Source organism: Hahella sp. KA22, assembly GCF_004135205.1.
Taxonomy (GTDB): Bacteria; Pseudomonadota; Gammaproteobacteria; order Pseudomonadales; family Oleiphilaceae; genus Hahella.
Genome location: NZ_CP035490.1, coordinates 1,731,434 through 1,754,591, shown reverse-complemented (window position 1 = coordinate 1,754,591; position 23,158 = coordinate 1,731,434). Strand labels below are relative to the sequence as shown.

General features: G+C 57.6%; 17 protein-coding genes. 8 read left to right on the top strand and 9 right to left on the bottom strand.

The window, feature by feature from the left end:
* Positions 1–143: 143 nt before the first annotated feature.
* The 3 genes from parE to EUZ85_RS31805 form a co-directional block, all read right to left on the bottom strand.
* Positions 144–2,036: a DNA topoisomerase IV subunit B gene (parE, locus tag EUZ85_RS07780; protein ID WP_206618016.1), complete on the bottom strand. Its 1,893-nt coding sequence runs from the start codon at positions 2,034–2,036 to the stop codon at positions 144–146.
* A gap of 237 nt (positions 2,037–2,273) precedes the next feature.
* Positions 2,274–3,203, bottom strand: coding sequence for a S8 family serine peptidase (locus EUZ85_RS31810; protein WP_168199896.1), 930 nt, complete (start codon positions 3,201–3,203; stop codon positions 2,274–2,276).
* A complete protein-coding gene (locus tag EUZ85_RS31805) occupies positions 3,197–4,822 on the bottom strand; it encodes a S8 family serine peptidase (protein WP_168199895.1) in 1,626 nt (541 codons plus the stop codon). The genes EUZ85_RS31810 and EUZ85_RS31805 overlap by 7 nt, the downstream gene beginning before the upstream one ends.
* Positions 4,823–4,998: 176 nt before the next feature.
* On the opposite strand from EUZ85_RS31805, the gene EUZ85_RS07765 reads away from it, so the two are divergent.
* Positions 4,999–6,690: an amidase gene (locus tag EUZ85_RS07765; protein ID WP_241566986.1), complete on the top strand. Its 1,692-nt coding sequence runs from the start codon at positions 4,999–5,001 to the stop codon at positions 6,688–6,690.
* 37 nt (positions 6,691–6,727) lie between these two features.
* Here the strand turns inward: EUZ85_RS07765 and EUZ85_RS07760 are convergent, their stop codons facing one another.
* The 6 genes from EUZ85_RS07760 to EUZ85_RS07735 form a co-directional block, all read right to left on the bottom strand.
* Entirely contained in the window at positions 6,728–7,360 is a 633-nt protein-coding gene (locus EUZ85_RS07760) for an MBL fold metallo-hydrolase (protein ID WP_127968758.1), read from the bottom strand.
* 78 nt (positions 7,361–7,438) lie between these two features.
* Positions 7,439–9,913: a bifunctional diguanylate cyclase/phosphodiesterase gene (locus EUZ85_RS07755; RefSeq protein ID WP_241566985.1), complete on the bottom strand. Its 2,475-nt coding sequence runs from the start codon at positions 9,911–9,913 to the stop codon at positions 7,439–7,441.
* A gap of 23 nt (positions 9,914–9,936) precedes the next feature.
* A complete protein-coding gene (locus tag EUZ85_RS07750) occupies positions 9,937–11,598 on the bottom strand; it encodes a diguanylate cyclase (RefSeq protein ID WP_164887201.1) in 1,662 nt (553 codons plus the stop codon).
* A complete protein-coding gene (locus EUZ85_RS07745; protein ID WP_127968755.1) occupies positions 11,588–11,980 on the bottom strand; it encodes a response regulator in 393 nt (130 codons plus the stop codon). Before EUZ85_RS07745 ends, EUZ85_RS07750 begins: the two co-directional genes overlap by 11 nt.
* Positions 11,981–12,120: 140 nt before the next feature.
* On the bottom strand, positions 12,121–12,906 hold the full coding sequence (locus tag EUZ85_RS07740) for an ABC transporter substrate-binding protein (protein ID WP_127968754.1): 786 nt from the start codon (positions 12,904–12,906) through the stop codon (positions 12,121–12,123).
* Between the two features lie 139 nt (positions 12,907–13,045).
* Positions 13,046–13,648 carry a TetR/AcrR family transcriptional regulator gene (locus EUZ85_RS07735; protein ID WP_127968753.1) on the bottom strand — a complete coding sequence of 201 codons (603 nt, stop codon included), beginning with the start codon at positions 13,646–13,648 and terminating at the stop codon, positions 13,046–13,048.
* Between the two features lie 287 nt (positions 13,649–13,935).
* On the opposite strand from EUZ85_RS07735, the gene EUZ85_RS07730 reads away from it, so the two are divergent.
* Genes EUZ85_RS07730 through EUZ85_RS07700 form a run of 7 tightly spaced genes read left to right on the top strand, consistent with a single transcriptional unit; the run spans position 13,936 to position 23,078 of the window.
* Positions 13,936–15,735 carry an acyclic terpene utilization AtuA family protein gene (locus EUZ85_RS07730; RefSeq protein WP_127968752.1) on the top strand — a complete coding sequence of 600 codons (1,800 nt, stop codon included), beginning with the start codon at positions 13,936–13,938 and terminating at the stop codon, positions 15,733–15,735.
* A gap of 1 nt (position 15,736) precedes the next feature.
* On the top strand, positions 15,737–16,600 hold the full coding sequence (locus EUZ85_RS07725) for an SDR family oxidoreductase (RefSeq protein WP_127968751.1): 864 nt from the start codon (positions 15,737–15,739) through the stop codon (positions 16,598–16,600).
* Positions 16,601–16,616: 16 nt separating this feature from the next.
* Complete coding sequence (locus tag EUZ85_RS07720; protein WP_127968750.1) at positions 16,617–18,233, top strand: acyl-CoA carboxylase subunit beta; 1,617 nt, start codon at positions 16,617–16,619, stop codon at positions 18,231–18,233.
* A 42-nt stretch (positions 18,234–18,275) separates the two neighbouring features.
* The gene (locus tag EUZ85_RS07715; protein ID WP_127968749.1) at positions 18,276–19,451 is read left to right on the top strand and encodes an acyl-CoA dehydrogenase family protein; all 1,176 of its coding nucleotides are present in this window, start codon (positions 18,276–18,278) and stop codon (positions 19,449–19,451) included.
* A 3-nt stretch (positions 19,452–19,454) separates the two neighbouring features.
* Positions 19,455–20,261, top strand: coding sequence for an enoyl-CoA hydratase/isomerase family protein (locus EUZ85_RS07710; RefSeq protein ID WP_127968748.1), 807 nt, complete (start codon positions 19,455–19,457; stop codon positions 20,259–20,261).
* Complete coding sequence (locus EUZ85_RS07705; RefSeq protein WP_127968747.1) at positions 20,258–22,213, top strand: acetyl/propionyl/methylcrotonyl-CoA carboxylase subunit alpha; 1,956 nt, start codon at positions 20,258–20,260, stop codon at positions 22,211–22,213. Before EUZ85_RS07710 ends, EUZ85_RS07705 begins: the two co-directional genes overlap by 4 nt.
* A gap of 34 nt (positions 22,214–22,247) precedes the next feature.
* On the top strand, positions 22,248–23,078 hold the full coding sequence (locus EUZ85_RS07700) for an NAD(P)-dependent oxidoreductase (protein WP_127968746.1): 831 nt from the start codon (positions 22,248–22,250) through the stop codon (positions 23,076–23,078).
* The last annotated feature ends 80 nt before the right edge of the window (positions 23,079–23,158 follow it).

The window sequence follows — 23,158 nt, the reverse complement described above, 5'->3', positions numbered from 1 at the left end:
GATCACTGGGGATTTTGGAGACGAACTTTCACGACAACAAAAAAGCCCCGGCAAATCGAGTTTGGCGGGGCTTTTGTTCAAACTTATGTGCTTATTTGTTCAAGCTTATATCGAACTGTTCAACTTTATGTGCTAATTCACAATCAAACAGCAATCTCAGCCAGGTTCCCTTTGCTTTCGAGCCATTCGCGTCTGTCGGAGGCGCGTTTTTTGGCCAGGAGCATGTCCATTTTTTCTTCGGTGTCGTCAGCGACTTCCACGGTGAGCTGCACTAGACGACGGGTGTCGGGGGCCATGGTGGTTTCGCGGAGTTGCAGGGGGTTCATTTCACCCAGGCCTTTGAAGCGTTGGACGTTGGGCTTGCCCTTTTTCTTCTCGGCGGCGATACGGTCGAGGATTCCCTGCTTTTCATAGTCGTCGAGGGCGTAGTAGACGTCTTTCGCCACGTCGATGCGATACAGCGGCGGCATGGCGACGAACACGTGGCCGGCTTCCACCAGTGGGCGGAAGTGTTTGACGAATAACGCGCAAAGTAAGGTGGCGATATGCAGACCATCTGAGTCGGCGTCAGCCAGAATACAAATCTTGCCGTAACGCAGTCCTTCCAGATTACTGGAGCCTGGGTCAACGCCGATGGCGACGGCGATATCGTGTACTTCCTGTGACGCCAGAATCTGCTCGGAGTCCACTTCCCAGGTATTAAGGATTTTTCCGCGCAATGGCATCACCGCCTGAAACTCTCTGTCGCGAGCCTGTTTCGCGGAGCCGCCCGCTGAGTCTCCTTCCACCAGAAACAGCTCGCCGCGCATGGCGTCGCCGCCGCTACAGTCGGCCAGTTTGCCGGGCAGCGCCGGGCCGCTGGTGATCTTCTTACGCGCGACTTTCTTGGCGGCGCGCAAACGGCTTTGGGCGTTGTTGATGGCCAGTTCCGCCAGTTGCTCGGCTTCCGCCGTATGTTTGTTCAGCCACAGACTGAAGGAGTCTTTCACCACACCGGAAACGAAGGTGGCGCATTCACGGGAGGACAGACGCTCTTTGGTCTGGCCAGAGAACTGAGGCTCCTGAATCTTCACTGACAACACATAAGCGCAGCGATCCCATACGTCTTCGGGAGACAGCTTGACGCCGCGGGGCAGCAGGTTGCGGAATTCACAGAACTCCCGCAGCGCTTCCAGCAGGCCAGTACGCAAACCGTTGACATGGGTGCCGCCCTGAGCAGTGGGAATCAGGTTGACGTAGCTTTCCGCGATCAATTCGCCGCCTTCCGGCAGCCATTGCACCGCCCAGTCCACCGCTTCTGTGTTGCCCGCCATCTGGCCAATGAAAGGCTGCTGCGGCAAGGTGACGAATTCGTTGGTGGCGCCACTCAGATAGTCCTTAAGACCGTCTTCGTAATACCACTCGTCTTTCTCACCGGTATTTTCATCTTTAAAAGTGACTTTCAGGCCAGAGCACAATACTGCTTTGGCGCGTAGCACATGACGCAGACGCAGAACGGAAAACTTGGGAGAATCGAAATACTTGGGGTCGGGCAGGAAAGTCACCGTGGTGCCGGTGTTGCGCTTGCCGCAAGTGTCGATCACTTCCAGATCAGAGGCTTTATCGCCGTTGGCGAAGGTAATGCGATGCACTTTACCATCGCGACGAATCAACACTTCCAGATTCAGGGACAATGCGTTGACAACGGATACGCCCACCCCGTGCAGACCACCGGAGAACTGGTAGTTTTTGTGGGAGAACTTACCGCCTGCATGCAGCTTGGTCAGAATCAGCTCAACGCCGGGCATCCCTTCTTCTTTGTGGAGGTCCACCGGCATGCCGCGACCGTCGTCGGTTACAGACAGGGAACCGTCTTTGTACAGTACGACGTCCACTTGACGCGCGTGTCCCGCCAGCGCCTCGTCAACGCTGTTGTCGATAACCTCTTGAGCGAGGTGGTTGGGCCGCGAGGTGTCCGTATACATACCCGGACGGCGGCGAACCGGGTCCAGGCCATTGAGGACCTCAATGGAGTCGGCGTTGTAGTTGTTTGACAAAAGCTTCTCCTGAATACAACTCATTACTTGCCGACGCGCTTTCGGGCGGCGCTCCCTGCCCGCTGTTGACTGATTGGGCCGGACAACGGCCTTTCCCGGAAACGCGCCTGCATGCGCTTGTGACTGTCTCCGGGGGCGCAGGGGCCAATCGCCGGAGATTGGAATTGGGCATTAATTTATAGGAATGCCGCCAAAGATCAACTGGGAAGGGGTGAAATTCCTTTCACCCGCCCTGCTTTACTTGTTAAGAAGCCGGTATTCCTTATGCGCCTGCGAGCCACCCGCTCCGGCGCTACTGATGTCGCTCTGAAAGCCCGTAGCGAAAGACAATCCTGATTTGGACTCATTAACCACGATGGTCTCCAGCGCGTTGCGAACCGGATACTCGGCGCAGGCTTCGCCTGAATCACAGATTTTACCGTCATTATCCAAATCTGTGCCGGCCACCAAGAGGTAGGTTCCTGCTTCCACACCGCTGAAGGCGAAGTTGTAAACGCCGTCCGAAGCAGTGGCGCTGATCTGATATGGAACATCTGATATGTCTTCTGGGTTAACCAACAAAATATAATGCTTGCCGGCATCCGGCTTAGCATTTGGATCAGCCAGGGTCAGCGTGGCGGGGATCGACAGTTTGACCGCCTTAGACGATTCATCAATCACATAATCCACTGTAATTTCGCCTGGATAGCTGACTCCCACGTCCAAACCGGTGGCGTCCGCACTGATGCGATAAGTTGAGTCATCAAGGTCGCCATTGTCATCCACGCTCAGCCATACGACGTCACCAGACGCGGACGTAGATACGGTTACGCCACTGACACCAGACGGAATGCTCAGGCTGATGACCGTCGAACTGGTATTGGTGAATTTCAAGTTGTTGGCGGATGCTTTTACGACAGGCGGCGGTGAGCCTCCTGCCGCCGTCACGGCTTTAGCCGCATCAATTAAACCGTAACCGTAGATGTCGTCTCTCCCGGTCGCGCCGATATCAACCGTCAGCTCGCCATTTGTCAGATAACTGTCGATATCCGATGGCGTCACATCGCGGAGGGACTCCATTAATGCGAAAACTCCCGCCACATGAGGCGACGCCATGGACGTGCCCTGCATCTGCGAATAAGCGAACTGGACAGAGCCCGAGCTGTCATTCCCCCATGTGCTTAGCACGCCGTCTTGTTGGCCGTCTCCATCCAGATCAAGGAAGAAGTTTCCGCCAGGGCCGCGACATCAACCGCGGAGCCATAATTGGAATAAGGCGCTTTCAGTCCATCGGACCCCACCGCACTGACCGAAATCACGCCAGGGTAGGCCGCCGGATAAAACGGAGAAGAGGTGTTTTCATTACCTGCGGCCGCCACCACGATCACGCCTGCATTTAAAGCATCTTGAACAGCGACGCCCAACGCTGTAGAAAACCCAGCGCCGCCAAGGCTCATATTTATGATGTCAGCACGTCGGCTGGGGAAAGTCCCCGAAGCATTGGAAAGTCCCGCGGCAAAACGAATCGCCTGCACCAGATCCGCATCAGAACCACTCCCACCCTGCCCGAGTACTCGGATCGGCATTACTTTAGCCTCAAAGGCGACGCCTACCCCTCCAATGGAATTCGAGGCGGCTGCGACGGTTCCGGCGACATGCGCGCCATGAAAACTGCTGCTTCCAAACACACTATCGCCAGGATCTGTGGGGTCGCTATCAATACCATCGCCATCTAGAGACGAGGAAAGGGAACTGACAAAGTCGAAATCATCGTTGGCGCTCACTAAACGCCCAGACAAATCAGGATGGGTTAGTAATACGCCAGTATCTAAAACCGCCACAACAACTCCAGAACCATGAGTGACATCCCACGCACTGGGCAAACTGATCAAAGGATAATGCCATTGCAGTCCATAAAGTGGGTCTGATGGCGTTTCCAGCGCTTTACGAATGTAATTGGGTTCGGCGAACTCGATATCCGGCCGCTGACGTAAAGCTTCTATCAGCTCAATTGTGCGCTGTCTTTCATCCACTTTCTGCGCCAGGGACTTTAGCGCCGGTCCCTGCACTATCTGGGCGTCATCGAAGCGGAACAAGCCTGTATTAGCGTCGCCGAATCTTTCCAGAAAATATCCCGGCAGCGCCTGTGCGGAATATCCTTTCGCAGCCTTGTAGCGGATAATCGCCTCACCCGGCGCAAACTCCGCCTGGGCCGGTATCGATAGCGCAGAATAATTATTGAGCGCACTGCTTGAAGCTGCCTCGCCAACTACCAGGATGTAGCTGGAAGGGCCTGAGAAACCTTCAACTTTGATATAAAAATCACCGTCAGCGGGTACGGTAAGCGTTTTAACGCCAATATTCGTTGCAACTAAAGGGTCTGTAGCGCCGTCGACCCGAGACAGGGTTAAGCGCTGAGTGGATACACCCCCTTTTGCAGACGCTTCCGCGTTTAATTTAACCGTCTGACTAGCCAACAACTTGACCCGGTAGTAATCAACCAAGTCTCGGCGATAGGAATGCTCGCCGTCGTAAGCGCCAGATGAATCGCTGACGTAGCCTCCGACGATTGCCGGATTCGAAATGATCTGCGCTTCACTCTCACTGTTGTTAGAAGTAGTGCCCACTGAAACGTCGGAAGAATCCGAATCCACCTGCGTAAACGACGGAATGCTGATAGAGCCAGACAACGTATAGGTTACGGCGGCGGGCGTATCACCGCTATCGCCGCCCCCGCCGCCGCAGGCGGTTAACGTCGTCGCCAGAGTGAGCATGAAAGCTTTGCCGGTAAATGAGAGGCTTCGCATATAAATTCCACAACGCAAATGGGTCATATATGTATATCCTAGCAGGAGACAGGAGGACGTGAGCGCCAATTACAGCGCCGTCGTCATCATTTGGCGTTTATACTAAAGCGTTCTATATAAAATATAACCAATTGCGTCAGAGCATAAAAACGCAGCTTCACCCCGGAATGAGTTTTATGTCTTACGATTTGAAGTCTTTGAAGTTTCCCCGCCTTGCCGGTACGCCTCTGAAAACCCTGGTTGGCCTGCTCGAAAGCAACTACTCCCGGCGCATTCTGGGACTGGCGTTGCTGCGGGAAGGCGGCGCCTACAAGCTGCGCGAGGCGGAACTGAACACCACGCCGACGCTATTCCCCAAGCATCCTCCCGGGCGTGCGCCGGAAGCGGCCTACGCCCGAGCCAGCATCGCCATGGCGGAGGAAGCGATTAAAAAGGCGCCAGCCCCCTTCCCGCTGACTTCAGCCAGAGACCTTATCCAGGCTTATCGCAAAGGCCAGACCACGCCGCTGGATGTTGCGCGCCGGGTCATCGCAGCGCTGCAGCAAAGCGACGCCGGTCAGCCGCCGCTACGCGCGGTCATTTTCAGCTCGGAACAAGACATATTGATGCAGGCGAAGGCCAGCGCGCAACGCTATCAGGAAGGGCGCCCCCTGAGTTTGTTGGACGGCGCGCCGGTCGCTATTAAAGACGAGCTCGACGCAGCGCCTTACGCCACGTCCGTAGGAACGCAGATATACGGACAGGACTGCTCCGTCGACCAGGACGCCACTGCCGTAGCGCGGCTGCGAGCTGCAGGCGCCATCATCATCGGCAAGGCCAACATGCATGAGATTGGCCTTGGCGTCACCGGGGCCAATGTACACCACGGCCACTGCCGCAACCCTTACAATCTCGACCATTACGCCGGCGGCTCCTCCAGCGGCAGCGCCGCAGCGGTCGCGGCGGGTCTGTGCCCGATCTCCCTCGGCGCCGATGGCGGCGGCTCCATCCGTATTCCCGCGGCATTATGCGGTGTAGTAGGACTCAAGCCGACCTGGGGACGCGTCAGCGAGCATGGCGCTTTTCCGCTGTGCTGGAGCGTGGCGCATGTCGGCCCCATGGGACGCTGCGTCGACGACGTGGCTCTGGCTTACAGCGCCATCGCCGGCGCAGACCTGATGGACCCCTTTTCCATCGATCAGCCGCCGCCCCACCTTTCCGGCTATATGAAGCAGGACTTATCCGACCTGCGCATCGGTATCTATTCTCCCTGGTTCGGACACGCCGACCGGGAAGTGGCGCAGTCCTGTCAGCTGGCCGTAGAAAAGCTGAAAAGTCTGGGCGCTCAGGTCCAGGAAATCACCCTCGAAGGTCTGGATTTGCAGCGAGTCAGTCACGCCATCACCATTGGTTCGGAAATGCTGGCGGCGGTGGACGCCGAGTATCGCCGCAACCCTCAAAGCTTCGGCCTGGACACGCGCCTTAACCTGGCCGTGGCGCAGCAGTTTTCCAGCACGGATTACATCAAGGCGCAACGCTTTCGCACTCAGGCCATGCGCGACTTCGACAACCTCCTGCAAAAAGTGGACATCATCGTCACGCCCACCACCGCCATGACGGCGCCGCGTATTCGGCCGCAGAAAGAACCCAGTGGCGAATCCAACTTGCAGGTATTGACGGAGCTGATGCGTTTCGCCTTCTCCGCCAATCTCACCGGTCTGCCGGCGCTGACGCTACCGGTGGATTACGACGCCAAAGGCCTGCCGATCGGGCTGCAACTTATGGGCGGGGCCTGGCGCGAACACACATTACTGCGGGTGGGACGGGCGCTGGAAAGCAAGGTGGAACTGCGACGCCCGGCGCTGTACTTCGATCTGTTACAGTCCTGAGCGTCGCAAGAAAAAGAGCAGCGCAGAAAAGGCGCGGCTAGTCTTTCACGAAAGGATTGGTTCTGCGTTCTGCGCCAAAGGTGGACATGGGGCCATGACCCGGAATGAAGGAAACGTCATCGCCCAATGGCCATAATTTGGTTTTGATGGATTGAATCAGCGTGGCGTGATCGCCTTTGGGAAAATCAGTGCGGCCGATGGAGCCATTGAACAGAACGTCCCCCACCAGCGCCAGACGCGCGCCCTGATGGTAGAAAATCACATGTCCGGGCGTATGTCCCGGGCAGTGCAACACTCGCAGCGTTTCCTCACCAACGCTGACTTCATCGCCATCGTTCAGCCAGCGATTCGGAGTAAACTGCCTGGCGCTGGGGAAACCGAACATCATGCTTTGCTGCGGTAAGGCGTCGATCCAGAACTTGTCCTCATACTCCGGCCCTTCGATCGGAATTTCATGAGAGTCCGCCAACTCTGCTGTGCCGCCGGCATGATCGATATGCGCATGGGTCAACAATACTTTTTCCAGCGTCAGTCCATTGCGCTTCAACACAGCTTCAATCTTGGCGAGGTCTCCGCCCGGGTCCACCACGGCGGCCTGACGCGTTTTTTCACACCAGAGTACGGTGCAGTTCTGAACAAAAGGGGTAACGGGCACTATTTCGTATTTCATGACTACTCACTAAATCCAAGTCCTACAACAGGCGCCGCCCCATTCTATTACACCGGGTCACCGACGCAACCGCTGGATTTATAAGGCCCCGCTCTCTTGGCCTGAGCCGCTCAGGTAGTCTTCCTCAAACTGCTCCACCGGCATGGGACGGGCGACATAAAAGCCCTGGATCAGATCGCAACCCTGTTGCCGCATGACGCGGATCTGATCAATAGTCTCAACCCCTTCCGCCAGTATCTTCAAGCCTAAGGTTTTCGCCATTTGCACAATCGCGATGACGATCGCCAGATTGTCCTGATCATGTGGGATATCGCGAATAAAGGACCGGTCGATTTTCAATAAATCCACCGGATAACGCTTTAATGAAGCCAGATTGGAAAAGCCCGTGCCGAAATCGTCCACCGCCACGCCAACGCCCAGACAACGCAGCTCCATCAGTTTGGACACTGCCGTTTCTATATCCTTGGCCAGTGCGCTTTCCGTGATTTCCAGCTCCAGCAGACGCCCGTCCACATGGAACTCCTCCAACAGCAAACCAACCTGGGACACAAAATCAAAACGTCCAAACTGGCGCGGCGACACGTTCACCGCCAGACGCACGGCGCGGCCATACTGACGCTTCCAGTCAGCAATCTGCTTAATGGCGCAGCGCAACACATATTCGCCCAGTTGATCGATCAGGCCATGCGCCTCCGCCACAGGAATAAACTCCGCCGGCGACACAGGACCGCGCACCGGATGGTTCCAGCGCAACAGCACTTCCGCGCCGAATATGCGATGGTTGTACAAATTGACCTGGGGTTGATACACCAGATGAAACTCGCGGTTGACCAGCGCCTTGCGCAGATCGCTGGTCATGCTCACCTGGGCTTTCAGCTCTGACGCCATGTGCTCTTCAAAGATCACGAAGTCGTTCTTGCCCATTTTCTTGGCGGTGAACAACGCCATGTCAGCTTCTTTGTAGAGCTCGATGCCGAAGTTGGATTTGTGTTCGCGACTGTAGGTGGCGACGCCAATACTGAGACCGATACTGATTTCATCCATGCCGATATTGAACGGCGTCTCACAGGCCTCCAGCAGTCGCTCGGCATATTGAATCACCTGCTTCTTATCCCGCACGCCTTTGAACAGAATGGCGAACTCGTCCCCTCCCGGACGACACAAGACCGCGCTGTGAGGAATCAGGGATTCGAGTCGTTTGGACAAATCGACGATCAGTTGATCCCCCAACTCGTGCCCGTAGGCGTCGTTGATATGCTGGAAGTTGTCCACATCGATCAGAAACAATGAGAACTGATCCCGTACGCCATACCGGACGTTGCGAATCGCCAGCTCCAGGCGGCGCTCCAGATGCAATCGGTTAGGCAGCCCGGTGAGCGCATCGTGCTGCTCTTTGAACGACATTTCCTTGATCAGGCTGCGCACATACATGCTCACCATGCGGGCCCGGCGCGCGCGCGCAATGAGATTGATGCGCAGCACTTCAGGATCGATGGGCTTCATCAGAAAATCGTCGCCGGCCAGTTCGATGGCGGACAGTTGCGCGCTGGAGTCAGACTCCGCGGAGAGAAACACCAGCGGCACATTGGCGAACTGCACGTGCTGACGGATGATCTGACCAACCTCTAATCCCGAGCATTCCGGCATATGCAGATCGAGGACAATAAGCTCCGGTTTGAACTCTATGATCACCTGCAGCGCTTTTTTTGGATCGCTCAGGGTGCGCGCCTCCACGCCCGCTGCTTCCAGATGCGCACGGTAAAGGGCTGTAACGTCCTCATCATCGTCCACCAGCAGAATGCGATACGGTTCCGCCGGCTTCTCCTCCACCATGTCTTCAATGCTGGCCAGCAGACTCTCGGAGTCCAGAGGCTTGGTGAGATAGTGGCGCACTCCGGCCCGCACCGCCTGCAGACGCGCATCAAAGTCCGTGCGCTTGGAAATAACCACCAGAGGCACGCCGCTGAATTCGGATGATTCCTGATTAATGGCGAAGTCCAGTCCGGCGTTCTCCCCTTCCGGCAATATAACGTCCATCAGAATCGCCAACGGCGTTTCTTCTTTTGGCCGCTGTCCTAACGCCGTCAGACTATTGAAGATACGTGCGCTGTAGCCATGCTGCTCAATGTGGGTTTTCATCCACTGCGACAGCATCTGATCGTCTTCGACAATGTAGACCAAGCGTCCCGGACGAGGGTGGCTCTCCATCTCGCTAGCTCCAGACGCGGCGTCGCCGGTGTGCGGGCGACGCATCAGTTGTAAAAGCAGGTCCATGCGTCCGTTGTACTTATCAAACGCAATAGAGCCTTCTCTGATTAAATCCTGTAAATAGGCGTTTAACTCCGCCGCCGCCGCACTGAGCTCGGGAAGCCCAAACGTTTTTCCCGATCCCGCCAGGCTGTGCAACGTCATACAAATATCGTTCAGGCGTTGACGATCACTCTTTTTCAGTAATTCGTCCCACCATTTTTCCAGCGCATCCGCCCTGGCGCCCAACGACTGCCGATAATGTCGCTGAATCTGCGCCAGCTTGTTTATCAGTGCACCGTCCATGTCCTTGTCGCCGCTCCTGTCCATCAATCCGAAGTCTTGGGTTTATATATGCAGACTTTGTTACGCCCCTGCTGTTTGGCGTCATACAAAGCGTCATCCGCCGCCTTGGTAAGCGTCGTCATGTCGTCAATATCGGGAAAGGCGGCGATGCCTGCGCTGAAGGTCACCCGAAGAGGGTCTTCCGCAGTGTTGTGATTGATGGAGGCGAAGCTCATCCGCATGGACTCGATGACAAATCGGGCGTGCTCTTTGGTGGTGTCCGGCAATATCACGACGAACTCTTCGCCGCCGTAACGCCCGATCACATCGCTACGTCGCAAACGTCCCTGCAGATAACGCGCGAAATTCACCAATACGCGGTCGCCCATCAGGTGACCGTAATTATCATTGACCTTTTTAAAGTGATCCAGATCCACCATGACATACGCCAGACTGCTATCCATCCGACGAGCCCGGGATAATTGTTGCGATAAATACTCTTCCGCGCTGACGTGGTTGAGCAGTCCGGTCAGGCCGTCCCGGCTCAGCATGCCCCGCAATTCCCTGCCTCGCCGCGCCCGACTCTCCACTGACGCCAGCAGAAAGGGCGCCGGCACCGGTTTGATAAGGAAATCGTCGCCGCCAGCGCGAATCGCGCCCAAATGGCGGGCGATATCCTGCTCCACCGAAACAAAGATGATTGGCACGCCATAGAGCGTGGCGTCCTGGCGTATGGCCACGGCCAGCTCGATGCCGTTGTACCCGGGCAAATACAAATCCATCAGAATCACATCAGGAAAAAATTCCAGCAATACTTCGGGAATATCTTCGGGCTGAGACACCACCCGCGCATTCATCTGCGCCTGTTCCAACAACTGTGCGTGATACATGGCCAGCTCACTGTCGTCGTCGATCAACAACACTCTGTAGGGCACGTCTCCTTCAGAAATAAAGCATTGATCAAATTTACTCAGTAACTGGGAAATATCCGGTGGCGACTGCAGCACTTCTCGTATTCCCGCCCGATACGCCTGCACACGTAAAAACAGATTCGGCGTCTGATGTAATACGAACACAAAAGGGACTTTGGTTTTGCCCATTTCAATGGGCGCCGGGCAGACCTGGGATTCGCTCGGCTCTTCATACACGACAATATCCGGCTCGAACCGCAGCGCGTTCTCGATCACTTCCTCCGCCGGACAGGCGCGCACTTCATACCCGTAATGCTTCAACTGTTCCGGTAGTGAATTGCAGACGCTCTTACTCGACAAAGCCAGTAACGCCTTGGGCGCCGCCGGACGTTGAATGCGTTGGGAGGAAATCAGGGAAAGTTCTTCATTGCTTTGTTCGTCCGGTTGCGCGGAGGAATCAACCTGAGTCAGCAGGTTATCGATTTCCAGCACCAAACGCTTGGCGTTCTCGGGAAAGTCAGAGAGCTGATCGATTTTTTGTTCGATCTTCTGCATCAGCGCGGAAAGTCGGGCGAACCCGTAGGAGGCGCCAGAGCCGGCCAAACGGTGCACCAGATGCCGGAAGGGCATCAGAATTTCCCGATTGAAATTTTGCAGCGTTCTAACGGAACTCCAACTATCGCGCACATTGGTCAGCTTTTGCGGCAACGCACTGGCGTACGCCGTGCGCAGAGCCTGCATTTTTTCCATCGGCGAGCGTGAATCGTCTTTCGCGTTCTCCCGCTCATCCCCCATGCACCTTCTCCCAGAGCCGCTTAACCTCATCGGAAAGCTTCATTGGATCAAAGGGTTTGGGTATCACGCCGACTGCCCCCAGACTGATAAACTCATCAATTTCCGACTTCTGCACTTTGGCGGTCATAAACGCGACGGGCAAGTGCTTGCATTCCGGCACATCTCGTAAAGCCAGCAATGTGGAGGGGCCGTCCAGTTCAGGCATCATCACATCCATCAACACCAAGTCCGGCATTTCCTTGGGAATCACCTCCAACGCCTCTCGGCCAGAGCTGCACAGTATGACCTCGAACCCGCCAATCGCCTCCAGGGCCATCTGCGCTATAGCCTGAATATCAGGTTCATCTTCCACATAGACAATTTTCCGGATAGGCGGAGCCACATGTATCTCCTTGTTCGTTCGCGCTCACCTGAAGCGCTTTCATCGGCGACTGGACGCACATCGACATTTTCTTGAACCTTAGCTAAAAGCATAGACCCCGTTTACGATGCGGGACAATTTTTTGTTTGATTTTAAAGGTGTTACTCCGCTGCTTCGAATGTCTGCGGCCAAGACTCCCGCAAATGTAGCCATTGCGGCTGCAGGCCCCATTTTTTGTAGATGCGCTCCAACTCTCCAGACTCATACAATTGCGGCAATTTGCGGGCGAAAATAGCCTCGAACAAACGCCCACGCTCGTTATCCGCAAAGCCCACATAAAGCTTCTCGCCGCTTTTGACCGTCACGGATTTGTAATCCTGCCCATCCAGTTTCAATTCACGCATCGCTCGCTGAATATTGAACGAATAATCAATGACATATTTGACTCTGCGCCGCGCCAGCAAGCCAATGCCCTGTTCGATGCTTTCCAGCTCCACAGGTTCTATATCCGGGTTGAACCACTGTTTGAAATCGTAACCGCGTATCCAGGCCGCTTCTCCGCTGCGCACACGCCCGACGCCACGCCACTCCTGCTGCAGTCCTCGCAGAAACAACGCGACGACGGGATCATCCACACAGAAATGTAATTCAGGTATCAGCATGACTTCCTTGCGGCTGCCGTAAACGCCGACCAGCGCGTCCCTCTCCTTGTTGGAGACCCAGTACAAGGCGCGCTTCCAGGGTACGATCTCACAAATAACTGTAACGCCGCCCTGCTCGTAAATCGCGGCGAGAACATCCCAGTAGAGGCCAGTGCAGTCGGCGTTGGAGTATGGCGCCCACTCTTCAGAAACCGCATGAAGCCTGAGTTCAGATTCAGCGGCGGATGGCAGGGTCTGTAGCCAGAGAAGCGCGCAGCATAGAGCGCTGCTGCGGATAGAAGTCATGGCGGTTTTCCCAGCTGGGGTGACAAGCGCCGGATATCAACGCGCCATCCCCCTCAGCAGATTTCCAGACAACGAATTTCAAGGAAAACTATAGACCAAGTTGACGGAGAACGCGTCGTTGGGCGCGACAGAAAACAACCTAATCTTTGACCACCAGATACAGCGCCTGCTGCGCCAGATCTTCCACCGTCATGCTACCTTCTGATTTGAACCAAGTGATGGTCCAGCTCAAGGCGCCGGTGAGAAAGCGTCGCAACACCGCCACGTCGCCTTTGACCAGTCCTGCGTCGCGGGCTTCGCTCAGCGTGTCCAGCCACAGGCCTTCATATTGATCGCGCAATTTGAGGATTTCTTCCTGACGTGCGTCCGACAGGCTGCGCCATTCATACACCAGTACGGTCATCGCCTCGCCGGTGCCGCCGAGTACGGACTCCAGTTCGCAGCGCAACAGCGCCAGCAATCGATCACGAGGCGTCGGCGCCTGCTCCAGGGCCTCGCGCATTTTGGCGGTAATGTAGAGGATGGTTTCTTCCATCACCGCAAACAGGATGTCTTCCTTACTGCGGAAATGATGAAAAATACTGCCGCTTTGAATGCCCACGGAAGCAGCCAGATCTCTGACCGTGGTGCGTTCGTAACCTTTTTCTTTGAACAGGTGCGCAGCCTTGGCCAGTAACCTGCCCCTGGCGCTCTGAGGGTCGGTGATGCGTCCCTCTTCGATAAGTTGCGCAAGTTGTTTCATAAGCAATCACATTCCTGAGCTGACGGATAGAAGACCCGCGGCGGAATCCGGGGCGCCAGGCGGGGCCGCACATTCTAACGGCAAACGTCGGAAAAAACTCCCTTAAGGCGCTTAGCCGAAGATCTAGGTCGCTCCTAAGTCTATCTCAATTCGGCCCCTTTACAAACCAAGCGCTTGCTTGGTATCGTTGACCGGGCTCGCATCATCGACAATAACCACTCAAAACGACATACCAGGACGATACGCGCATATTCGCGTTATCGACCAGAAAGGAACGGGCGACGATCATGACCACCAAGTCTACTCTGCGCATTGGCTGCGCAGCCGCATTTTGGGGCGACACCAACACCGCCGCGGCGCAATTGCTGGAAAAAGGCGATCTCGATTACATGGTGTTCGACTATCTGGCGGAAATCACCATGTCCATTCTCACCGGCCAGAAGCTGCAAGACCCGAACAAAGGCTACGCCACTGACTTCGTTGACCATGTAATGAAGCCGCTGCTGCCGCAGCTGAAGGAAAGAGGCGTAAAAGTCATCAGCAACGCCGGCGGCGTAAATCCCCAGGCCTGCCGCGACGCCCTGCAGGAAGTCATCGATAAGCTGGGCCTGGATCTAAAAATCGCCGCCGTCATGGGAGATAACATTCTGCATCGACGCGCGGAGTTTGAGCGCCAGAATCTGACCGATATGTTCTCCGGCGCGCCTCTGCCTCCCGTGAGCGTCAGCATGAACGCTTATCTGGGCGCGCCGGGCATCGCCGCCGCCCTGGCTTACGGCGCGGACATAGTAATTACCGGACGGGTGGTGGACAGCGCGCTGGTCCTGGCGCCGCTGATTCATGAATTCGGCTGGTCCATGAAGGACTATGACAAGCTGGCTCAGGGCAGCCTCGCAGGCCACATTATCGAATGCGGCGCTCAATGCACGGGCGGCAACTTCACTGACTGGCGCAATGTGGAAGGCTTCGACAACATGGGGTTTCCCATCGTGGAAGTTGACGCCAACGGAGATTTTACTGTCACCAAACCTGAAGCCACCGGTGGTCTGGTGAGCATTGGAACAGTCTCGGAGCAGTTGGTCTATGAAATCGGCGATCCCGGCGCCTATCTGCTGCCGGACGTCACTTGCGATTTCACCCAGGTAAAACTGCAGCAAAGCGGCCCGGATCGGGTGCGCGTCACCGGCGCCCGGGGACGCGCGCCCACCAGTCGTTATAAGGTATGCGCCACGTATCCAGACGGCCATAAATGCGTCGCCACCTTTCTCATGGCCGGCATCGACGCCGCCGCCAAAGCCAAAGTCACCGCTGACGCCATTATTGGTAAAACCCAGAGACAGTTCGAGGAGCGCGGCTGGCCAGCCTTCACCGAAGTCGATATCGAACTGCTGGGAACAGAAGCCACTTATGGCCCCCATTCCCGCAGCGCCGGCAGTCGGGAAATCGTGGTGAAAATCGCCTGCGCGCATCCACAAAAAGAAGCCCTGGCGCTGTTTTCCCGGGAGATAGCCCAGGCGGCCACGGGCATGGCTCCAGGCATTACCGGCATTGTGGGCGGCAGGCCGACCGTATGGCCCAAGATTCGTCTGTTTTCCTTCCTCACACCGAAGAACGGCATCACCATCACCGCCAATATGGACGGGGTGGGCAAACCAGTGAAGGTCGAGTGGGATTACGAGGCAACGCCCTCCCCGGCGAACAGAACTGAAGTTGAAGCAACGCAACTGGAAGCGACCACCTCTCAGGCGCCGCTGGTCAAACTGGCCTGGGCGCGCTCGGGAGACAAAGGCGATCACGCCAATATCGGCGTCATTGCGCGCCGGCCGGAATATCTTCCCTATATTCGCGCCGCCCTCACCGAAGCTGCGGTGAGCGACTATATGAGTCATGTATTACACCCTGAAAATGGCCGCGTCACCCGCTGGGACTTGCCAGGCGTCTGCGCCCTGAACTTTCTGCTGGAAAACAGCCTGGGCGGCGGAGGCGTGGCCAGTCTGCGCATCGATCCGCAAGGGAAAGCCTTCGCACAGCAGTTGCTGGAATTCCCGATCCCCATTCCCAACGCCATTGCAGAGGAGCTGGCCTGATATGCCCTATCAATCGGTATTCCGGGAGAACACATTCGCCGACCGCACCGTCATCGTCACCGGCGGCGGCAGCGGCATCGGGCGCTGCGTCGCTCACGAACTGGCGGCGCTGGGCGCCCGAGTCGCCATCATTGGACGCAAGCAGGAAAAGCTGGACCGTGTACTGGGGGAGATCCAGGAGGATGGCGGCCGCGCCAGCGCATACGTCTGCGATATTCGTGAAGAGGACAAAGTCAAAGCGGTCATCGCTGAAATTCTTGCGGAGCTGGGTCCGGTCCATGGCTTGGTGAACAACGCCGGCGGCCAGTACCCCGCGCCTCTTTCAGCCATCAATCAAAAAGGGTTTGAAACCGTCGTGCGCACCAATCTGGTGGGTGGATTTTTGATGGCTCGCGAGCTGTATAACCAATGCCTCAATAAACAGGGCGGGGCCATCGTCAACATTATCGCCGACATGTGGGGCGGCATGCCCGGCATGGGGCATTCCGGCGCCGCCCGCGCCGGCATGGACAACTTCACCAAAACCGCCGCCGTGGAATGGGCGGCGGCGGGAGTCCGCGTTAACGCCGTGGCGCCGGGCTGGATCGCCTCCAGCGGACTGGACCATTACGACGCCAGCATGAAACCCATGCTGCTGTCACTGGCCAATGGCGTGCCGTTGAAACGCCTGGGAACGGAGGCCGAAGTTTCCGCCGCCATCTGCTTCCTACTCAGCGAGGCGGCGGCGTTTATCAGCGGAGCCACCTTGAGAGTGGACGGAGCCGCCTCCCAGGGCGGTCGCGTATGGCCGCTGCCGAAAGCGAAAAACGTACCGGTCTACAACGGCTTCCATCGCGCCGTCCGACCCAAAGTCCTCGACGATTAACAGCCGGAACCGCGCCATGCCGAAGCTCACCTCTCAAATTGACATTCATTCCGAAGAATTCGCCGCCAACCGCAGCGCTATGATGACGGCGATCGAATCCTTCCGCAGCATAGAAAGCAAAGTGCGCGAGAAAGCCCTGGAGGCCCGCGAGAAGTTTCATAAAAAAGGCAAGCTATTGCCCGGAGAGCGCCTGAATCTATTGCTTGATCGCGGCGCGCCTTTTCTGGAACTGTGCTCCCTCGCCGGCTACAGGATGCATGACGACAAAGACGGCTCCTACGCCGGCGGCGGCTCCATCGTCGGCATCGGTTATGTGCAAGGCGTGCGCTGCCTGATCATCGTCAGCAACAGCGCCGTCAAAGGCGGGGCGATTTCTCCCGCCGGACTGGAAAAAACCTTGCGCGTACAGCAGATCGCCATGGAGAACAAGCTGCCGGTGATCACGCTGGCGGAATCCGCCGGCGCCAACCTCAATTACGCAACGGATATTTTCGTGCAGGGCGCGCGAGGCTTCGCCAATCAGTGCCGCCTTTCCGCCGCCGGTCTGCCCCAGGTCACGGTGGTGCATGGCAACGCCACGGCGGGCGGCGCCTACCAGCCCGGTCTTTCCGATTATGTGATCGCAGTAAAGAACAAAGCCAAAATGTTTCTCGCCGGTCCGCCGCTGCTGAAAGCCGCCACCGGTGAGATCGCCGACGACGAAACATTGGGCGGCGCGGAAATGCACGCCGCCATCGCCGGAACCGCGGAGTTTCTGGCGGAAGACGATGCTGACGGCGTACGCCTGGCGCGGGACATCCTGAAACACATCCCCTGGAACGAACAGCTAACTCCAACGCCCACGCGCACTTGGAAGGAACCGCTATACCCGGCGGAAGAACTACTAGGCGTGGTTCCCGCCGACGCCCGCAAACCCTATGACGTGCGTGAAATTGTCGCCCGTATTGCGGACGGCTCAGAGTATCTGGACTTCAAGCCGCTCTACGATAATCAAACCGTATGCGGCTTCCTCCACATCCAGGGTATGGCCTGCGGCGTCATCGGCAACAACGGCCCGATCACGCCCAAAGGCGCCGCCAAGGCCGCGCAGTTCATCCAGCTCTGCGAACAAAGCAATACGGCGATCCTGTTCTTCCATAACACCACCGGGTTTATGGTCGGCACGGATGCGGAGCAGAACGGCGTCATCAAACACGGCTCCAAGATGCTGCAAGCGGTGGCCAACGCCAAGGTCCCCCGCCTCACCATGGTGGTCGGCGGCTCTTATGGCGCCGGTAACTACGCCATGTGCGGCCGAGGCCTGGACCCCAGATTCATCTTTTCCTGGCCCAACAGTCGCACCGCCGTCATGGGCGGCGCCCAGGCGGGCAAAGTGTTGCGCATCGTCACGGAAGAAAAGCAGGCCAAACTGGGCCTGACGCCGGACCCGAAGATCCTCGACGCCATTGAGAAAACCGCGGCGGAAAAAATTGAACAAGGCTCCAGCGCCCTCTACGGAACCGCGCGTTTATGGGATGACGGGCTGATCGATCCCCGCGACACCCGACGCGTACTGGCGCTGTTGCTGGACGTATGTTACGAGGCGGAGCGCAGGCCTTTGCGTTCCAACACTTTCGGCGTGGCGCGCTTCTGACGCAGGCGCGGCGAGGCAGGTTTACACAGAGGAAAAATAACAATGATATTCACTCAGGAACACAGCGAATTACGACGCACCGTACGCAATTTCGTGCAGAACGAAATCAATCCGCACATCAATGAATGGGAGAAAGCCGGCGCCTATCCCATGCGGGAAATCTTCAAAAAGCTTGGCGAGCTTGGCCTGCTTGGCATCCACAAGCCGGAGGAGTATGGCGGCCTGGGACTCGACTACAGCTATAACTTGGTCGCAGCGGAAGAACTGGGCGCTTGCGGCGCCGGCGGCGTACCTCTTTCCATCGGCGTACAGACCGACATGTGCACCCCCGCCATCGCCCGCTTCGGTTCCCATGAGCTGAAAACGGAGTTTCTTACTCCCGCCATTCGCGGCGAGATGATCGGCTGCATCGGCGTGAGCGAAACCTCCGCCGGCTCCGATGTCGCCGGGCTGAAGACCAACGCCCGCAAAGACGGCGACGACTATGTGATCAACGGCTCCAAAATGTGGATCACCAACTCGCCGCAGGCGGATTTCATATGCTTACTGGCCAACACCAGCGACGACAAGCCGCACAAGAACAAAACCCTGATGATCGTCCCTATGAACCTGCCGGGCATAGACGTGGCGCCGCATCTGGACAAGCTCGGCATGCGCTCCTCGGAAACCGCCCAGGTGTTTTTCGATGATGTGCGCATTCCTCAGCGTTACCGCATCGGCGCCGAGGGCATGGGATTCATGATGCAGATGGTGCAGTTCCAGGAAGAGCGCATGTGGGGCGCCGCCAACACTATCAAGGCGCTGGAAGCCTGCGTCAATCAAACCATTGCTTACTGCCGGGAGCGCAAAACCTTCGGCCAGCCATTGATCGACAATCAATACATTCACTTCCGCATGGCGGAGCTGCAAACAGAAATCGAAGCCCTGCGCGCCCTGACCTACCAAGCCTGCGAGCTGTATATCCAGGGCAAAGACGTCACCCAACTGGCCTCCATGGCGAAGCTCAAAGCGGGCAGGCTCGGTCGCGAAGTCACCGACAGCTGCCTGCAATACTGGGGCGGCATGGGCTACATGTGGGACAACCCGGTATCGCGGGCGTTCCGCGACGTGCGTCTGGTGTCCATTGGGGGAGGCGCTGATGAAATCATGCTTGGCATCATCTGCAAGCTGATGGGAACGCTGCCGGGCAAACGCAGCGCCAGTTCCACAGGAGAATAAATCATGAATCCGCCCGTCACCGAAACCCTGCTGGCCGAGCGCCGCGATCACGCGCTGCATATCACCCTGAATCGCCCGCAAGTGCGTAACGCCATGAGCTTGCAAATGGTGCGCGAGATCGTGGCGCTGTTCGACTATGCCGACACAGATCCACACATTCGCGCAATCGTCCTGCGCGGCGCCGATGGCCATTTCTGCGCCGGAGGCGATATCGCCGACATGGCCAACGCCCGCGCAGCGGCGGAATCTGGAGACGATGACCCGTTTCAGGCGTTGAACCGGGAGTTCGGACGGATGATCACTCGCGTCAATCAGGCCCCGCAAACCGTCGTCGCTATCTTGGAAGGCGCCGTGCTGGGCGGCGGCTTTGGACTGGCCTGCGTCAGCGACGTCGCCATCACCCTGAACAACGCCCGCTTTGGCCTGCCGGAAACGGGACTGGGCATTCCCCCCGCGCAAATAGCGCCTTTTGTGGCGCGCCGTATTGGCCTCACCCAAGCCCGCCGTCTGGCGCTGCTGGGCGTGCGCTGCGACGGCGAAGAAGCGACGCGCCTCGGCATCGCTCATGAGTGCGTCACAAACGCCAATGATCTGGCGGAAAAGCTGGCGACGATCCTGGCGCAAATCAAACGCTGCGCCCCCCAGGCCAGCGCCGTCACCAAACGGTTGTTGCTGGATGTGGAGGGCGACGACCTGGAAACGCTGCTGGATCGCGCCGCCGCCGACTTCTCCCGCGCCATTCAAGGCCCGGAAGGCAGAGAGGGCGCGCAGGCGTTCATGCAGAAACGTAACCCGGAGTGGGCGCAATGATCACCAAAATACTGGTCGCCAACCGGGGCGAAATCGCCTGCCGGGTGATCCGCACCGCCCGCGATCTCGGCTTTCGCACTGTCGCCGTGTACAGCGACGCTGACCGCGACGCTCCCCATGCATTACTGGCGGATGAAGCCGTGCGACTGGGCGCTGCGCCGGTGGCGGAGTCCTATCTGGACGCCGGTAAAATCCTCGCCGCCTGTCGACTGAGCGGCGCTGACGCGGTGCATCCTGGCTACGGTTTTCTCTCAGAGAACGCCCGCTTTGCGGAAAAGTGCGCTGACGCAGGCGTAACCTTTATCGGCCCTCCCGCCGACGCCATCGCCCTGATGGGCAGCAAGCGCCTGTCAAAACTCGCCATGCAGGAAGCAGACGTGCCCTGTATTCCCGGCTACGAAGGCGAAGATCAAAGCGACGCAACCTTCATCGAAGAGGCGCGACGCATCGGCTTCCCGGTCATGATCAAGGCTTCCGCTGGCGGCGGCGGACGCGGCATGCGTCTGGCGCAGAGCGAAGCGGAGTTACCCGCCCAGATAAAAACCGCACGCTCGGAAGCCCTCAACGCTTTCGGCAGCGACGAACTGATTCTGGAAAAAGCTCTGCTGCAACCCCGTCACATTGAAATCCAGGTGTTTGCGGATACGCAGGGCGCCGCGCTGTATCTGGGGGAGCGGGACTGCTCCGTGCAGCGCCGACATCAGAAAGTGGTGGAGGAAGCGCCCTCGCCCTTCGTCGATGCGGACCTGCGCGAACGCATGGGCGCAGCGGCGGTGAAAGCGGCCCTGTCCTGCGGCTATGTCGGGGCTGGCACCGTAGAGTTTCTGGTGGACCAGGACAAGCGCTTTTATTTTCTGGAAATGAACACGCGCCTGCAGGTGGAACATCCGGTCACGGAAATGGTCACCGGCTTCGATCTGGTGGCGTGGCAGATTCAGGTGGCCGCCGGCGCGCCCTTACCGGTCACCCAGGATCAAGTGCGCATCCAGGGCCACGCCATGGAAGTGCGTCTGTATGCGGAAGACCCACAGCAGAATTTCCTGCCGCAAACCGGCCGTATTCACCGTTGGCGACCCGCATTGAGCGAAGGCGTGCGCATCGACGATGGCGTGCAGGAAGGTCAAACCATCACGCCCCACTATGACCCCATGCTGGCGAAAATCATCGCCTGGGGCGCCGACCGCGAACAGGCGCGCCGTCGTCTGCAACGCGCGGTGGAAGACAGCCTGCTGTTCGGCGTCACCGGCAACCAGCGTTTCCTGGCCAATATACTCAAGCACCCCACTTTTCAACGAGGCGAAGCCAATACCGGCTTTCTCGCCAATGAGTTCAAGGACGATCCCTCGCTGTCGCCCCAAAAACCACCCGACATGATCGTCGCCCTCGCGGTGCTGCTTTTTCACCATCAGACCGAGCTGGGCCAGCCTTACCGCCATTGGCGCAGCGCTGGCTATTCATCCTGGCCTTACGAACTGCGCAACGGCGACGACATTTGGGAGCTGGCGCTGGAGATGCAGGAAAACGGAGCTTTTCAGGTCAATCTGAACGACTACGCCCTCACCCTGGGACTGCAGCTTATTGAGTCCGAACAGGCCCTGTTCGAATGTGACGGACTACGCCGCCGGGTTCGCTATCTACATCAGGAAAACCGGCTATCTTTGCATCTCGATGGCGTTGTTTATAACTTTGAAGATCTAACCCATGCGCCAGCGGAAGCCGGCGACGCGACAGGCGACGGCAGCATCCGCGCCTCCATGGACGGCCGTATCGTGGATGTATTGATCGAGCCGGGACAACGGGTGGAAAAAGGCGCCACGCTGGTGGTGCTGGAAGCCATGAAAATGGAGCATCCGTTAAAAGCGGATATCACAGGCGTAGTCGCGGACGTCAGGGTGAAAATCGGCGATCAGGTCAGAATCCGGGAGCTGCTGGTCGCCCTCAGCGCAGAATAAACCGTCAATAAAAACAACAAACAAGGACAGGCTCATGTCGCCTCTACATAATAAAACCATCATTATCACCGGCGCTTCCCGCGGTATCGGCCGCGCTATCGCGTTACGCTTCGCCCGGGACGGCGCCAATATTGTCCTCGCGGCGAAATCCGCCGAACCTCACCCTAAACTGCCCGGCACCATTTACAGTGTGGCGGAGGAAGTAGAGCAGGCTGGCGGCAAAGCGCTCCCCATACAACTGGACGTGCGTGACGACAACGCAGTAATAGCGATGGTGGAGCGCGCCGCCGCTGAGTTCGGAAGCGTGGACGCCGTCATCAACAATGCAGGCGCTATTAAGTTGTCCGGGGTGGAACATACGCCCATGAAGCGTTTCGACTTGATGCATCAGGTCAATACCCGCGCCGTCATGGCGACCGCCCAGGCCGCCCTGCCCTGGCTGAAAAAATCCGGGCTGGGGCATATCCTCAATCTGTCGCCTCCGGTCAATCTTAATCCCAAGTGGTTCGCTCAGTACTCGCCCTATACGCTGACCAAATACGCCATGTCCATGTTGACCCTGGGCATGGCGCAGGAATTCCGTCGCTATAACATCGCAGTGAATTCCCTGTGGCCGCAAACCCTGATCGCCACCGCCGCGGTGGAATTCGAAGCCGGCGGCAAACAGGCGCTGGACCGGGCGCGCAGCCCTGAGATCATGGCGGACGCCGCCTACGCCATACTGACTGACAGAGAACAGCGCCGCAGCGGCGAGTGGCTCATTGACGAGCAGGTGCTGCGCGACACAGGAGTGACGGACTTTTCCGGTTACACCTACAATCCCGGAGCCGGTCAGGCGTTGATGACCGATCTGTTTATCGACTAGCAGAGACTGTCGACTAACCGGGCTTATTGACTAACATTGAAAGGCGGCGCCAAACCCGCTAACTATTGATATACAGGCAA